Source organism: Sphingomonas sp. IC081, from assembly GCF_006874585.1.
Classification (GTDB): Bacteria; Pseudomonadota; Alphaproteobacteria; order Sphingomonadales; family Sphingomonadaceae; genus Novosphingobium.
Window position 1 is genome coordinate 700,425 of record NZ_CP029762.1, and the last position, 14,691, is coordinate 715,115.

Sequence of the window (14,691 nt, forward strand, 5' to 3'; positions counted from 1 at the left end):
CACGACCTGATCAGTTTTCGTCGAATTCCAGCATGATCGTGGCAAGTGGCGGCAGCGTGACGGTCGCATAGCCGTCAGCCGCCTTGACCTGCCCCATGTTGCCCTTGCCGGTGCCGCCGTAGATCAGCGCATCGGTGTTGAGGATCTCGCGCCACTTGCCCGCATGGGGCAGCGGCAGGCGGTAACCGGTGAGCATTGCCGGGGTCATGTTGGCGACGACCGCGACCGGCTTTGCACCCGCCGCCTTGCGCAGCCATGCAAAGACAGAATTGGCGGCATCGTCGACCACCAGCCACTCGAACCCGCCGCCATCGCAGTCCCCCGCGTGGAGGGCGCGCTTGGTGCGGTAGAGGCGGTTGAGATCCTTCACCAGGTTGCGCACGCCTTCATGCGCGGGGGCTTCGCGCAGTTTCCAGTCGAGCGCGCGCTCCTCGCTCCACTCGCGGCGCTGGGCGAATTCCTGGCCCATGAACAGCAGCTTCTTGCCGGGATAGCCCCACATCAGCCCGTAATAGGCCCGCAAGTTGGCGAACTGCTGCCAGTCATCCCCGCTCATCTTGCCAAGCAGCGATCCCTTGCCGTGAACCACTTCGTCATGGCTGAGCGGCAGGACGTAGTTTTCGGAAAACGCGTAAGTCAGCCCGAACGTGATGTCGTTGTGGTGGTAGCGCCGATGCACCGGATCGCGCGCCATGTAGCGCAGCGTGTCGTGCATGAAGCCCATGTTCCACTTGAAGCCGAAGCCCAGCGAACTGGCGCGTCCCGCACCAGCCTGGCCATCGTCCGCCTCGTAGGCGGGCTGGGTGACGCCGGGCCAGGCGGTCGATTCCTCGGCGATCGTGATGACGCCGGGGTGCTGGCCGTAGATCGCGCGGTTGACCGCGCGCAGGAAATCCACCGCCTCCCAGTTCTCGCGCCCGCCTTGCGCATTGGGGATCCATTCGCCTTCCTTGCGCGAATAGTCCCGGTAGAGCATCGAGGCGACCGCATCCACGCGAAGGCCATCGACGTGATAGCGCTCGGCCCAGAACAGCGCGTTGTTGACGAGGAAACTCACCACTTCGCGCCGGCCGAAGTTGTAGATCAGCGTGTTCCAGTCCGGCTGGAAACCCATGCGCGGATCGGCATGCTCGTAAAGCGCGGTGCCGTCGAAACGGACGAGGCCGTGCTGGTCGGTCGGGAAATGTGCGGGCACCCAGTCGAGGATCACGCCGATCCCGGCCCGGTGCGCACCGTCCACGAAGCGCGCGAACCCCGCCGGTTCGCCGAAACGCGAGGACGGCGCGTAGAGCCCGGTCGCCTGATAGCCCCATGACGGGTCATAGGGATGCTCGCTGATCGGCATGAACTCGATATGGGTAAAACCCATCTCGACGACATAAGGGATCAGCTGCTCCGCCAGATCGTCCCAGCTCAGGAACCAGTTGAAGCGGTCGCGCTGCCAGGAACCGGCGTGAACTTCGTAGATCGAGACCGGAACCTTGCGCGGATCGACCGAGGCCCAGTGATCGCGGTGCGCCTCGTCGCCCCAGTCCAGCTTGGCCGGATGCGCGGTCATCGAGGCATTGGCCGGGCGGATTTCCGACATGAACGCGAATGGATCGGCCTTGAGTGGCTGCACCACCCCGTCGGCGCCGACGATGTGATACTTGTAGGCGCGATAGTCCCCGATGTCGGGGATGAAGATTTCCCAGACGCCGATGTCCTTGCGATCGCGCATGACGTGGCGCTTGGGATCCCAGTCGTTGAAGTCCCCCACCACGCTGACGAGCCGGGCATTGGGTGCCCAGACCGCGAAGTGAACGCCCTTGGCGCCCTCATGCGCGATGATGTGGGCGCCCAGCTTGTCGAACAGGCGGAAATGCGTGCCCTGCGCGATCAGGAGGTCGTCGATGGGCCCCAGCACCGGACCGAAGGTATAGGGGTCGGTGACCAGCCAGTCGTTCTCTCCCGCCGAGCAGCGATAGCGGATCGGCTGCGGCTTTACGCTCAGCCGCCCTTCGAACAGCCCCCGGTCGTCGATCTTGCCGAGGCGCCCCATCCGGCGCCCGTCGAGGCTGAACGCCTCGACCTCCTCGGCGCCCGGCAGGATCGCGCGCAGGAACGTGCCGTCCGGTCCAGGCAGCACGCCCAGAAGCGAGAACGGGTCTGCATGAACGCCTTGAAGGAGAGCCTCAATTGCACTTTCGGGTGGTTTCAGACTTTCCGGTGACGTCACAGAACCTTCCAGATCTCTCTCGCGTACTCGGCAATCGTCCGATCGGACGAGAACCAGCCTACATTCGCAATATTGCGTATCGCCGCGCTGCGCCAGCGGGAAGTATCCTCCCACCAGGCATCAACTGAACGTTGCGCCGCCGCATAAGCATCGAAATCGGCCGCGCACATGAACCAGTCATGGTCGTAAATGCCGCCAACCAGATCCTTGTAGCGATCGGGATCGTCCGGAGAGAATACCCCGGACGAGATCGCCGAGAGCGCCTGGCTCAACTCGCGCGATCCCTCGATCACTTCGCGGGGATTGTAACCGTCCGCACGCTTTCTGGCGACTTCTTCGGCAGTAAGGCCGAAGATGACGATATTGTCGTCGCCGACATGATCCTTGATCTCGACATTGGCGCCGTCAAGCGTACCGATGGTGAGCGCGCCGTTCAGCGCGAACTTCATATTGCCGGTGCCCGAGGCTTCCATTCCCGCGGTCGAGATCTGTTCGGACAGGTCCGCCGCCGGGAAGATCCGCTCGCCCAGGCTGACGTTGTAGTTGGGCACGAACACCACCTTCAGCAGCCCGCCCACCGAAGGATCGGCATTGACGCGCCGGGCTATGTCGTTGGCCAGCTTGATGATCAGCTTGGCGTTGTGATAGCTCGGCGCCGCCTTGCCCGCGAAGATCTTCACCCGCGGCACCCAGTCCCGCTCAGGATGGCTGCGGATCTGGTCGTAGAGCGCCACCGTCTCGATCAGGTTGAGCAGCTGGCGCTTGTATTCGTGGATACGCTTGATCTGCACATCGAACAGCGCATCGGGATCGAGGCGCACGCCCATCGTCTTCTTGATGTAGTCCGCCAGCGCCACCTTGTTGGCGCGCTTCACTTCGGCCACGCGCTCGCCCAGCTGCGCATCGCCCGCAAGCGCATTGAGGTCGGACAGTCTTTCCGCGTCGTCAAGGAAACCATCGCCGATGGCATCGCGGATCACCCGGGTCAGGCCCGGATTGCACTGCTGCAGCCAGCGGCGCGGGGTGACGCCGTTGGTCTTGTTGTTAATTCGCGTGGGATAAAGCCGGTGGAGATCGGCAAAGACCGTCTCCTTCATCAGTTCGGTATGGAGCGCGGCCACGCCGTTCACCGAATGCGACCCCACGAAAGCCAGGTTGGCCATGCGCACGCGCCGCTCTCCGCCCTCGTCGATCAGCGAGATCGCCGCGATCTGCGCATCATCGCAGCCCGCCTTGCGCGCCTCCCTCAGCACGCGGCTGTTGATCGCATAGATGATCTGCATGTGGCGCGGTAGCATCCGCTCGAACAACGGCAGGGGCCAGGATTCCAGTGCCTCGGGCAGCAGGGTGTGGTTGGTGTAGGACACCGTCTGGCGGCACAGGTCCCAGGCCTCGTTGAACTCAAGGCCGTTTTCATCGACCAGCAGCCGCATCAGTTCGGCCACCGCGACCGAGGGGTGCGTGTCGTTGAGCTGGATCGCGACCTTGTCCGGCAAAGTGCGGATATCGCCTTCGTACTGGACGTGACGGCGCACGATGTCCTGAATGGAAGCGGCGGTGAAGAAATACTCCTGCCGCAGCCGCAGTTCCTGCCCGGCAGGGCTGGAATCGGCGGGGTAGAGCACCCGCACAAGGCTGTCCGCCCGCACCTGCTCCGCCAGCGCGCCGAAGTGGTCGCCCGCATTGAAGGCATCGAGCTTGATCGGATCGAGCGGGCTCGACGTCCAGAGCCGCAGCGTGTTCACGCGCTTGCCACGCCAGCCGACGATCGGGGTATCGATGGCGGTCGCCTCGACCTGCTCGGCCGGGTGCCAGAACACGCCCTCGCCCTCTGCCACCACTTCACCGCCAAAGCCGATGCGGTAGGTGCTTTCCACCCGCTCGAACTCCCAGGGGTTGCCGTGGGCCAGCCATGTCTCGGGCAGCTCGACCTGCCAGCCATCGTCGACGCGCTGGCGGAACATGCCGTTCTTGTAGCGGATACCGTAGCCGTAGGCCGGGATGTCCAGCGTGGCGAGGCTCTCCATGAAGCAGGCAGCGAGACGCCCCAAGCCACCGTTTCCGAGCGCCGCGTCGGGCTCAAGCTCCTCGAGCGCCGCCAGGTCCAGCCCGTGCGCGGCCAGCGCCTTCTCGAACTCGCGCGTCATGCCCATGTTCGAGAGCGCGTCGCGCAGCAGGCGACCGATCAGGAATTCCATCGAGAGGTAATAGACCCGCTTGCCCCCGGTATCGTAGGTGCGGCGGGTCGATTCGAACCAGCTGTCGATGATCTTGTCGCGCAGCGCGTAGATCGAGGCGGTGTACCAGTCGTACTGCTTGGCCGCGCGTTCGTCCTTGCCCACGCGGTTTCGCAGGACGCGAACGATATGCTTGTCCATTTCGGACGGGGTTTGCACGCAAGCCAGCGGAGAAGTGTCTGACACAGGATCGGTAGCCACGGGCACACTCCTGAACAGGCCGATCGCCGGACTGAAAAAAGTCGGCGGAAACGGCGGTTTACGTCATCTTCGGGACGCCCCGAACCCGGTGCGCGCCCATCTCTTCCCGACTTCCTCCACCATGGCTAGCACAGCATCGCGACGCGGCAAGAGCGATTGTGCGGTGCCGCAAAAAATTCGCCAGCGAAGATCGCGGCTGTTATACCGGACGCTTCCGCCGGCCTTCGCGAAAGGTGCGCATGACTCTCGATCCTACCGACGCGGCTTCCCCCGAGACCGTTCCTGCGGCAACAGCCCAAGAAACACCGCCGCGGCCGTGGTGGCAGGGCGCTGCAATCTACCAGATCTATCCGCGCAGCTTTCAGGACAGCGATGGCGACGGCGTCGGCGACCTTGCCGGGATCACCCGCCGGCTGGACTATGTGGCGGCGCTGGGCGTCGACGCGATCTGGATCTCGCCGTTCTTCACCTCGCCCATGCGCGATTTCGGCTACGACGTAGCCGACTATCGCGGCATCGACCCGGTCTTCGGCACCATGGCCGATTTCGACGCGCTGGTCGCGCGCGCCCACGAACTGGGCCTTAAAGTCCTGATCGACCAGGTCTACGCGCATACTTCCGACCAGCACGCATGGTTCGCGGAAAGCCGCCAGAACCGCGACAACGCCAAGGCAGACTGGTACGTCTGGCACGATCCGAACGAGGACGGCACCCCGCCCAACAACTGGCAGTCGGTGTTCGGCGGCCCGGCCTGGACCTGGGACGCGCGGCGGCGGCAGTACTACATGCATACCTTCCTCAAGGAACAGCCGCAGCTCAACATGCACAACCTCGATGTGCAGGACGCGATCATGGACGTCGCCCGGTTCTGGCTGGAGCGCGGGGTGGACGGGTTCCGTCTCGACGCGCTCAACCACGCGATGCACGACCCCGAACTGCGCGACAATCCGCCCGCGCCCGAGGATGGCCGCGTGCGATCCCGCCCTTTCGACTACCAGATCAAGAAATACAGCCAGTCGCACCCGGGCATGGTTGCCGTGGTCGAGAAGCTGCGCGGGGTCTGCGACGAATTCTGCGCCATCCATACCGTCGCCGAAATCGGCGGCGACCATCCTCAGGCGGACCGGCGCGCCTATACCTCGGGCAATCACCGGCTCAACAGCGCCTATGGTTTCGACTTCCTCTATGCCCCGGCACTGACGGCAGGCATCGTGGTCGATGTGCTGGACCGCTGGGAACTCGCGCCCGGAGAGGTTGGCGGCTGGCCAAGCTGGGCTTTCGAGAACCACGACGCCCCTCGTGCCGTGTCGCGCTGGTGCGCGCCGGAGAACCGCACAGCCTTTGCCCGCGTGAAAATGGCGCTGCTGACGGCGCTGCGCGGCAACGTGATCGTCTATCAGGGCGAGGAACTCGGCCTCGTGCAGGACGAGATCCCCTATGAACAGCTTCAGGACCCCGAGGCGATCGCCAACTGGCCGCTCACGCTGTCACGCGATGGTGTCCGCACGCCGATTCCATGGGAGGACACTGCGCAGGGCGCCTTCACCACCGGCACGCCGTGGCTACCGATGTCCGCTGAAAACCTGTCGCGCGCGGTGGCCGTTCAGGAAGCGGACCCGGCATCGCTGCTGCACTTCACCCGCCACCTGCTGGCCTTGCGCAAGGCGATCCCGGCACTCCGCCATGGCTCGCTGGTCGACTGGTCCGCAGACGGCGACCTGCTCATGTTCGAACGCGATGCCGGGACCGCGCGTGTGCGCTGCCTGTTCAACCTCTCTGCCAGCCCTATCGACCTGCCAGAGTCCGCCACAGGAATGATCGTGCTATCGGTAAACGGGGCCGATCACGACCATCTCCCCGCCTATGGCGCCATATGGCTGGGAACCAACTGAACAAAAACGATAATTTGCCCTATCCCTGCACTCCGGTTAACCAGAAATCCGTCTATAATACGTGAACTTACCGAGCCTTGCGCGAACGCCGGGAAAGCCTTGTTCGCGCTATCCGCGAAGTAGGCTCCTCCACTCGCGGGTTTGGAATGGTTCTCAAGCGCATATTGCCGTCGCAAGTCGAAATGGGAATGTACATCCAGTCGTTCCAGGGCAACTGGCTGCGCCATCCGTTCTGGCGCGCCAATTTCGTGGTGGACGATCGCGAGCGGCTGGACATCGTGAGGGCCAGCGAGATCGACGCCGTGATCATCGATACCGAACGCGGTATCGATGTAAACACTCCTGCCGAAGCGGAAATGGCCGTTGCCGCAGCCCCGTCCGGACCGCTCCGCATGCGCCCCGCACCGCGCCGGGTCATGCCTCCGCTACGCGGATCGCCGGTCGCCAACGGTGCTGCGCTGCGCTCCGGCCCGATTCCGATCACCCGTGAATTCGGCAATGCCCGGCTGGTGGCAGGCAAATCGCGCAAGGTCATCTCCAGGGTCTTCCTCGAAGCCCGGCTCGGCAAAGCCCCCCGCGTGGTCGAAGTGGCACCGGTAGTCGAGGACATCCACGCCTCCATAGAGAGAAATCCCTATGCCTTTTCCGGCCTGATGCGCTGCAAGTCGGAAAACGAACCGATCTATCGCCACATGCTGGCGACCAGCGCGCTGATGGTCTCGCTCGCCCGCCAGATGCGCCTGCCGCCCGGAGAATCCCGCCTCGCCGGACTGGCCGGGCTCCTGCTCGACGTCGGCGTCAGCCAGCTCGACATCGAATTTTCCGAAGGCATGGGCATCGCCAGCGAGGTCCCCGCCGAACTGTGGGCCCGTCACACCGTCGTGGGGCGCCAGTTGCTGGAGGCGGCGGGCGACATGCCGGGCGAAGTGCTTCGGGCCGTCTCGCGTCACCACGAATCCGTCGCCAATGCAGGCAGCGAATTCATGGTCGCGGGCGGCGACCTCGACCTGTTTTCGCGCATGGCGGCGATCTGCGACCATTTCGACCTCGCCGTCGGCGGCGCGCTCACCGGAATTCCACTCGACCCGGCGCAAGTGCTGCGCGACATGGAGAGCCAGCCGGAGCGCTTCGACGCGAAGATCGTTGCCCGCTTCGTGGAATCGCTGGGCGTCTACCCGATCGGCACCTTTGTCACGCTGCGCAGCGGCCGGATCGCGATGGTCGTCGATCAGGACCCCGAGGCGCCCGAACTCCCTGTCGTCCATGCCTTCTTTTCCACCGCGATGGGCCGCCATGTCGCTGGACACACCATTCCGCTCGGTCATTGCTTCGGCGAGGATGCCATCGACGGCATCGCCGACCTCGAAAGCCACGGCCTGCCATCGGCTACCGCCTTGCGTGAAAAGGTATTGGCGACCCTGCAGCGCACCCTTTGACGCCAGCGCCGCGTCAGCCCGGCTGCTGGGTCCATTCGACGCGGTAGAGATCGAACCGGCGGTCCTTGAGGTTCTGCACCGCGCCGGACTGGCGCGCGGTCAGCAGTGCATCGAGGCTGAGATCGGCAATCGCGATCGTCTCGGTATTGGGCGCCGTATCCGCCGCCACGCCGTCCCGCGCGAAGGGGAAGTCCGAAGGCGTCAGGATCGCGCTTTCGGCGTAGTGGACGTCCATGTTCTCCACGTTCGGCAGGTTGCCGACAACACCGGAGGTGACGACGTAGCACTGGTTCTCCACCGCACGCGCCTGGCAGCAGTAGCGCACGCGCAGGAAGCCCCGCCGCTCGTCGGTGCAGAACGGCACGAACAGCATCAGCGCGCCCTGGTTGACGAGGTGGCGGGAGAGTTCGGGGAACTCGCTGTCATAGCAGATCATCACGCCGATCGGCCCGCAGTCGGTGGGGATCACATTGGCGCCGTAACCGCCCTTGATGTTCCACCACTTGCGCTCGGACGGAGTGGGGTGCAGCTTCTGCGTCTCATGCACCGCGCCGTCGCGCAGGAAGGTATAGGCGATGTTGCGGATCTCGCTCTTGCCCCCGCCCAGCTTCACACGGGTGGGGTGCGAGCCGCCGATCACGTTGATATTGTAGCTGACCGCCATGCGCTGCATGAATTCCACGAAACGCGTTGTGTAGTCCGCGATCTTCTCGATGGCGGCGGCGGGTTCCAGCTTGGTTTCCTCGATCGAGAGCAGTTCCAGCGTGAAAAGCTCCGGGAACACCACGAAGTCGCTCTCGTAATCCGAAGCCACGTCGATCCAGTATTCGACCTGCTCCTCGAACTGGTCGATCGTCTCGATCTTGCGCATCATGAACTGCACGGTGGCAACGCGCACGCTGGAGGGCACGCGTTCCTTGAAACCCGGGATGGCCTTGCCGGTATCGCGCGGGGCAAGCGGGTTGGTCCAGTACATGATCACGGCGTTGCCGCCGCTTTCCTTGTCGTTCGGGATATAGTCCGGCAGGATCCCGCGCGGCTCGTACCCCTCGTTCATCTGGAACTGGATGACGGCGTCACGGACCTTCTTGTTCTTCACCGCCTCCAGGTAGTCCGCCGGGTTCGGATACTGGCGCTTGCGGCGGGAATAGCCGGGCATCCGGCCGGCGAAGGCGATGCCCTTGAGCTCGAAATACTGGCAGACTTCCTTGCGCTTGCGATAGAGACGCTGGCCGATGCGCAGGCGCCGGTAATCGGGATCGACGCAGACCTCGAAACCATAGAGCACGTCGCCATCGTCGGCCGGCGGGCGGCCATAACCGCCATTGCTGATCTCCTCCCAGGTATGCGGACGGAAGGCCTGATCGGCCGTGACGATCATCGTCGCGCAGTGCCCAACCACCTTGCCCTCGTACTCGGCCACGAACTGGCCTTCGGGGAAATTGATCACCTGCCCCCGAATCTCCGCGCGGGTGAAGGCATCGGCGGTGCCGTAGACCTTGCTGGAGAGGCGGGCGATGGCGGGAGCGTCGGCGACGGTGGCGGGACGAATGATGAGCTTGGCTTTGATCTGGTCCATGGAGCAACCTTACGCGCGGGACGGCGGAGGGTTCCAGCCCTGGCGGCGACTCTTTTTTCGCGCCCTCACGGGATATTTCCGGCGTCTTTGCCGTTCTTTGGGATGAAAGGAGAGAGACTTGAGCACCACTCTCATCGCCCTTGCCCTGTTCGGCTGCAGCGACGACGGCTCTGCCTGCCAGCGCCTCGCCGTTCCCGTGCAGACCTTTCCGACCCGTGCCGCCTGCGCCGCGCGGCTGGAAGAGGCGCTGGGCTCGGACGTGGCACTGGGGGCGGATGCTCCCACCGTGCAGGCCCAGTGCCTGACCACGCGGCAATTGGCCGCTCTGGGCAGCAGGTCGATCGATCTCTCGAAAATCAACAGTCTACGCTAAGGTACGGCTTGGAGAGGAGCCAAGGCCAACGTCGCCCGACGCGGACTTCCGGGGAAACGGCCAGCAAGGCCGTCTGGAGGGAAAGATCGGGGAATACGGGAGCGCCGGAACAGACCGGCGCTCCCGTTTCATCGGCAATCGGGAAAGCTCAGCCCCGGCCGCGGTAGCCCTGAACGCCCTGATCGGGAACCCACAGGCCTTCCGGCGCCGTGCCGGACTGCCAGAACACGTCGATCGGAATGCCGCCGCGCGGATACCAGTAGCCGCCGATGCGCAGCCAGCGCGGCTTCATCTCGTCGAACAGACGCTGGCCGATGCCGACCGTCACATCCTCGTGGAACCCGTTGTGGTTGCGGAACGAGCCGAGGAACAGCTTGAGGCTCTTGGATTCGACGATGGTCTCGCCGGGCGCATAATCGATCACGAGATGCGCAAAATCGGGCTGGCCGGTGACCGGGCAGAGCGAGGTGAATTCCGGCGCGGCAAAACGCACCAGATAGAGGCTGCCCTGGCGCGGATTGGGAACGTAATCGAGCACGGCCTCCTCGGGCGAGGTGGGCAGCGGCACGTTCTGGCCGAGATGCAGCGGAGCGATGGATGTGTCGGTCATGAGCGCCTTGATAATTGCCCGCCCTGCTTCCTTCAAGGCTTGGCGCCCCATCCGGGGGCTGGCGAGCCATCGGCGCCCTTCTAGCCGGGCCGCAATTCGGCTATGATGCCCCTCGCCTCATCGCGCCGATGGACTATATGCGACCTCCATTAAGACAAGGTTCAGCGCGCGAAGGCTTCCGCACTGAAGGGATGATGCGGGGCAAGATGATCAGGACGGCTACTCTTTCTACAACGGCGGCGCTGGCGGGCGTCCTTCTCGTCGCGGGCACGACGCCCGCACTGGCACAGGCGACATGGAGCCTTCAGCCCGGCGCCGATTCCACGCAGGCCCCGGCGCGCCCTGCCGGCCCGGTCGATTCGCAAAATCCGGTCGTCACGCGCCCCGCCAATACGCCCGAGGAAACGCCCAGCACGAAGGTCACGCTGCCTGCGCCGCCGCCCCCGGCGATCGGCACTCCGACGGCCAGGGCACCGGAGAAGCCCGCCGCAAAACCAACCGCGCCCGCCGGTGAAGCGGCTCGCCGCACCGACGCGCCTGCCCCGCGCGCGGGCACAAGCCCGGCGGCCCCGACCCCGAATCCGGCTCCGGCTCCGGCCCCGGCCCCGACACCAGCCCCGCCCGCCGCCCAGCCCGCGCCTTCGGCATCGCCGCTCGCAGCGACGCCGAGCCTCGCCGCGGCCGATGCCCCCAAAACCGAGCCGACTGCCGCACCGTCAAATCACTGGCCGGAATGGTGGCTGGCAATCCCGGTCGCGCTGCTGCTGGCAGCGGGCGGCGTGTTCGCCCTGTTGCGCCGTCGCGCTACCCCGGCAACGGCCTGGACAGAGGCCGGCCTGGAGCCGGAGCCGGAGCCGGAACCCGAAGTCGGCGATACTGCCCAGGCACCCGAAGCGGAGGTCGCACCCGCCACAAAGGTGCCGACAGGCCCCGTCATCACCGCGCCCGCTCAGCCCAAGGCCGAAGCGGCCACGACGGTGCCCGTTACACCTGTCACACCTGCCGCCCCGCCGCGCGCCAATCCGCTGCTCGCACCGCTGCTGGTCCCTGCACAGGTTCCAGCCGCGACCACCACGCCTCCCCTCGCGCCCTCTCCCGCCGACATTGAAAAGCCGGAAATCGCTCTTGAAACCGTGCTGATGCGGCAGTCGCTGGTCTATGCGACACTGGTCTACCGCGCCGCGCTGACCGCGCCGGCCGACGGTATTCCCGAAGGCGCGGTGATCGCGGCGGACATGATCTCCGCCCACGCCTCGCTCTCGCAGGCCGAGCAACTCGCCCCCGATCCCGCCTCGATCCCGGTCCGCCACCGTTTCGATGCTCTTGCACCGGGCGAAACGCGCGAAGTGAAGGGGGAAATCCAGCTTCCGCTCAATGCCATCCGCCCGTTGCGGCAGGGCAATGCGACGCTGTTCGTGCCGCTGCTGCGACTGTTTGTCGCTCTGCCCGACGGGTCGATCGAGCGGCGCGTGTTCTCGCTCGGCCAACCCGGCGAAGGTGCAGGCCTTGCCCCCCTGCGTATCGACACCGGCCCGCGTGACCATGCACCGATCCAGGCCCGCGAGATCGTCGGCGCCCGCTCCCATGCCGGGCCCGCGCCAGCAGGCGGCGTTCCGCAAGCAGCGGAGTGACGCAGCCCCTCGACCGCTCGGATCGCCGCGTCTAGGGTCACGCTCCCCAAAGTGCGATTTGAAATCCGCCAGGGGCGGATTTTGCGGAGATTCCCTTGAGCGATTTCGAAAATATCGGCGACCTGTCCCCCGCAACCAAGCTCGTTGCCGGCGGGCGCCGCAAGGACTGGACCGGCGCGGTCGTCAATCCCCCGGTCTGGCGCGCCAGCACGCACCTCTACGAAAATACCGCCGCGCTGGCCGAAGGGCCGCGCCACAATGAGGACGGCCGCTTCTTCTACGGCCGCCGCGGCGCGCCGACGCAATGGGCGCTCTGCGATGCGCTCACCCAGCTCGAACCCGGCGCGGCAGGCACGGTGATCTACCCTTCGGGTGTTGCAGCCATCGTCGGTGTCATGCTCACCCTGCTGCGCCCCGGCGACGAACTGCTCATCACCGACAATGCCTATGACCCGACCCGTTCGATGGGCCTCGGCCTGCTGACCGACTTCGGCGTCACCACCCGGTTCTTCGATCCGCTCGACCTTGCCGCCTATGAGGCCGCCTTCACGACAAAGACCCGCGCGGTGATGCTGGAAGTGCCCGGCAGCCTGTCGATGGAAGTCTGCGACGTGCCCGCGCTGACCCGCATCGCCCGCGAAAAGGGCGCACTCTCGGTACTCGACAATACCTGGGCCAGCCCGCTCGGCTTCCAGGGACTGACCAAGGGCGCGGACGTCGTGGTGATGGCGCTGACCAAGCATGTCGGCGGCCATTCGGACCTGATGATGGGCTCGGCCAGCGCCGGGGCGGAACTCTACGGCAAGCTGCGTGAACGCGCCCAGCAGCTCGGCAATATCGTCTCTCCCGACGATGCCGCGCTGGCGCTGCGCGGCCTGCGCACGCTGGGCGTCCGCCTCACGCAAGGCACCGAGACCGCCCTGAAGATCGCCCAGTTCCTGTCCCAGCGCCCCGAAGTCGCGCAAGTGCTCTGCCCGATGCTGCCGGGCGCCCCCGGGCATGACCTGTGGCGGCGCGATTTCACCGGCGGCAGCGGGCTGATGAGCGTGGTGTTCAAGGACGTGACGATGGCCCGGCGCAACCGCTTCGTCGATGCGCTGAAGCTGTTCGGGATCGGCTATTCATGGGGCGGCTTCGAAAGCCTGTGCATCCCCATCGCACCGGCTGGCTATCGCTCCATCATGCCCTGGCCGCCGGAAGCGGAAAATCCCGCCGACGTCTACGGCGTGCGCTTCTCCATCGGGCTGGAAGATGCCGGCGACCTTATCGCCGATATCTCACAGGCTCTGGAAGCGATGGGACAGGGCTGATCCGGAAAGAGCCGCGTCCGGCTGCATCTGCACCGCACGCGGCTTTTCCATCTCAAGCCGGTTGCGCCCTTTCGCCTTGGCGAAGAACAGCGCGAGTTCCGCGCGCTCGATCGTGCTGTCGAGACTGTCGCCGATCCGCGCGACACTGCCGCTGGCGGTGATCGCCATGCGACTTTCGCCTACGGTCTGCCGCAAGTCCGCCAGCGTCGCCACCACACGGCTGCAGATCGCCTGCGCCTGTTCCGGGCTGGTGCGCGGCAGCAGCACGGCAAAACGCTCCGAACCGATCCGCGAGATAAGGTCGTCGCTGCGCAGCATCTCGCGCAGCAGGTCGGCAAACACGCGCAGCACGTCGTCGCCGGTATGCTGGCCGTACTTCATGTTGATGGTGCGGAAAAAATCGATCGAGAACATCGCCAGGCAGCCATCCATCTGCGTGTCGATCATGTGTTCGAGCATGGAGATGAAGGCCGCCCGGTTGGTCAGCCGGGTCAGCGGATCCGTGTAGGTCGCGGCGAACAGCTGGTCCTTCAGCACACGCTTCTCGTCGATGCTGCGCATTACCGCCAGGGCGCCATAGACCACGCCTGCATCATCGAGCAGCGCCCGCGCCTGCAATTCGTACCAGGTATCGCGCTCGTCAAGGCTGATCGCGGGAAATTCGACCCAGTTGCCGGTCTGCGCGCCGGCGAGTGCCGCGTCGAGCGCCTCGGCCACTGCGGCGCGCGCAGAATCCGAGACGACATCCAGCAAGTGCGGACCGGTGACGGCCGGATCGATACGCACCCCGAGCCGGGCAATACCGGACGAGGCCTGCACGATGCAGCCCTGCAGATCGGTCTTGAGAATGATATCCGAGGTCGTCTCGGCCAGCAGGCCGAAAAGTGTCCACGACTCCCGGAATGTGAATTCCATTCCCATACTCAAAAGTGCCCCAGTGCCATTGGGCCGCGAAACGACCCCAAGGAACAAGCAGCCATCAGAGTGAGCCGACCAGCAGATACACACCCATAAAAATGAGTTGATACACCCACCATTCGAACGCCCCCCGCAACGACCCGAACAACGCCTTAACTGAAAGGCGGATTAGTTCTGTTATTCAACCTTTATAGAAATAAATTCTTGTTATTCCGATATTTACCATCAACATTTCAAGCCGGCCAGAGAATTTGCGGGCACCGCCGGACGGATGCCCGCAATGCCC

General features: G+C 65.0%; 10 protein-coding genes. 5 read left to right on the top strand and 5 right to left on the bottom strand.

Going from position 1 to position 14,691, the window contains the following annotated elements:
* Positions 1-10: 10 nt before the first annotated feature.
* Both glgB and DM450_RS21270 read right to left on the bottom strand, forming a co-directional pair.
* Positions 11-2,200, bottom strand: coding sequence for a 1,4-alpha-glucan branching protein GlgB (gene glgB / locus DM450_RS21265; RefSeq protein WP_142639484.1), 2,190 nt, complete (start codon positions 2,198-2,200; stop codon positions 11-13).
* Positions 2,201-2,214: 14 nt separating this feature from the next.
* Complete coding sequence (locus DM450_RS21270; protein WP_185928850.1) at positions 2,215-4,596, bottom strand: glycogen/starch/alpha-glucan phosphorylase; 2,382 nt, start codon at positions 4,594-4,596, stop codon at positions 2,215-2,217.
* Between the two features lie 299 nt (positions 4,597-4,895).
* On the opposite strand from DM450_RS21270, the gene DM450_RS21275 reads away from it, so the two are divergent.
* Both DM450_RS21275 and DM450_RS21280 read left to right on the top strand, forming a co-directional pair.
* Positions 4,896-6,548 (top strand): alpha-amylase family glycosyl hydrolase, encoded by a 1,653-nt coding sequence (locus tag DM450_RS21275; RefSeq protein ID WP_142638913.1) that lies wholly within the window; start codon positions 4,896-4,898, stop codon positions 6,546-6,548.
* A gap of 146 nt (positions 6,549-6,694) precedes the next feature.
* Entirely contained in the window at positions 6,695-7,984 is a 1,290-nt protein-coding gene (locus tag DM450_RS21280) for an HD-GYP domain-containing protein (RefSeq protein WP_142638914.1), read from the top strand.
* A 13-nt stretch (positions 7,985-7,997) separates the two neighbouring features.
* Here the strand turns inward: DM450_RS21280 and DM450_RS21285 are convergent, their stop codons facing one another.
* Entirely contained in the window at positions 7,998-9,563 is a 1,566-nt protein-coding gene (locus tag DM450_RS21285; RefSeq protein ID WP_142638915.1) for a bifunctional GNAT family N-acetyltransferase/carbon-nitrogen hydrolase family protein, read from the bottom strand.
* A gap of 118 nt (positions 9,564-9,681) precedes the next feature.
* Between DM450_RS21285 and DM450_RS21290 the strand changes: the two genes are divergently transcribed.
* Positions 9,682-9,936, top strand: a complete 255-nt coding sequence (locus DM450_RS21290) for a hypothetical protein (RefSeq protein WP_142638916.1) — start codon at positions 9,682-9,684, stop codon at positions 9,934-9,936.
* A 148-nt stretch (positions 9,937-10,084) separates the two neighbouring features.
* Here DM450_RS21290 and queF read toward each other — a convergent pair whose 3' ends face one another.
* Entirely contained in the window at positions 10,085-10,546 is a 462-nt protein-coding gene (gene queF / locus DM450_RS21295; protein ID WP_142638917.1) for a preQ(1) synthase, read from the bottom strand.
* A 206-nt stretch (positions 10,547-10,752) separates the two neighbouring features.
* On the opposite strand from queF, the gene DM450_RS21300 reads away from it, so the two are divergent.
* Together DM450_RS21300 and metC are read left to right on the top strand one after the other, a co-directional pair.
* Positions 10,753-12,177, top strand: a complete 1,425-nt coding sequence (locus tag DM450_RS21300) for a hypothetical protein (RefSeq protein WP_142638918.1) — start codon at positions 10,753-10,755, stop codon at positions 12,175-12,177.
* A gap of 89 nt (positions 12,178-12,266) precedes the next feature.
* Complete coding sequence (gene metC / locus DM450_RS21305) at positions 12,267-13,487, top strand: cystathionine beta-lyase (RefSeq protein ID WP_142638919.1); 1,221 nt, start codon at positions 12,267-12,269, stop codon at positions 13,485-13,487.
* On the opposite strand, the gene DM450_RS21310 is transcribed toward metC, so the two are convergent.
* A complete protein-coding gene (locus DM450_RS21310) occupies positions 13,455-14,402 on the bottom strand; it encodes a GGDEF domain-containing protein (protein WP_260610475.1) in 948 nt (315 codons plus the stop codon). The genes metC and DM450_RS21310 overlap by 33 nt on opposite strands.
* Between the last annotated feature and the right edge of the window lie 289 nt (positions 14,403-14,691).

Excerpts from the sequence above, each read along its gene's own strand:
- DM450_RS21270 (WP_185928850.1), bottom strand. The coding sequence starts at position 4,596 with ATGGACAAGCATATCGTTCGCGTCCTGCGAAACCGCGTGGGCAAGGAC.
- DM450_RS21275 (WP_142638913.1), top strand. The coding sequence starts at position 4,896 with ATGACTCTCGATCCTACCGACGCGGCTTCCCCCGAGACCGTTCCTGCG.
- DM450_RS21280 (WP_142638914.1), top strand. The coding sequence starts at position 6,695 with ATGGTTCTCAAGCGCATATTGCCGTCGCAAGTCGAAATGGGAATGTAC.
- DM450_RS21285 (WP_142638915.1), bottom strand. The coding sequence starts at position 9,563 with ATGGACCAGATCAAAGCCAAGCTCATCATTCGTCCCGCCACCGTCGCC.
- queF (WP_142638917.1), bottom strand. The coding sequence starts at position 10,546 with ATGACCGACACATCCATCGCTCCGCTGCATCTCGGCCAGAACGTGCCG.
- DM450_RS21310 (WP_260610475.1), bottom strand. The coding sequence starts at position 14,402 with ATGGAATTCACATTCCGGGAGTCGTGGACACTTTTCGGCCTGCTGGCC.
- DM450_RS21300 (WP_142638918.1), top strand. The coding sequence starts at position 10,753 with ATGATCAGGACGGCTACTCTTTCTACAACGGCGGCGCTGGCGGGCGTC.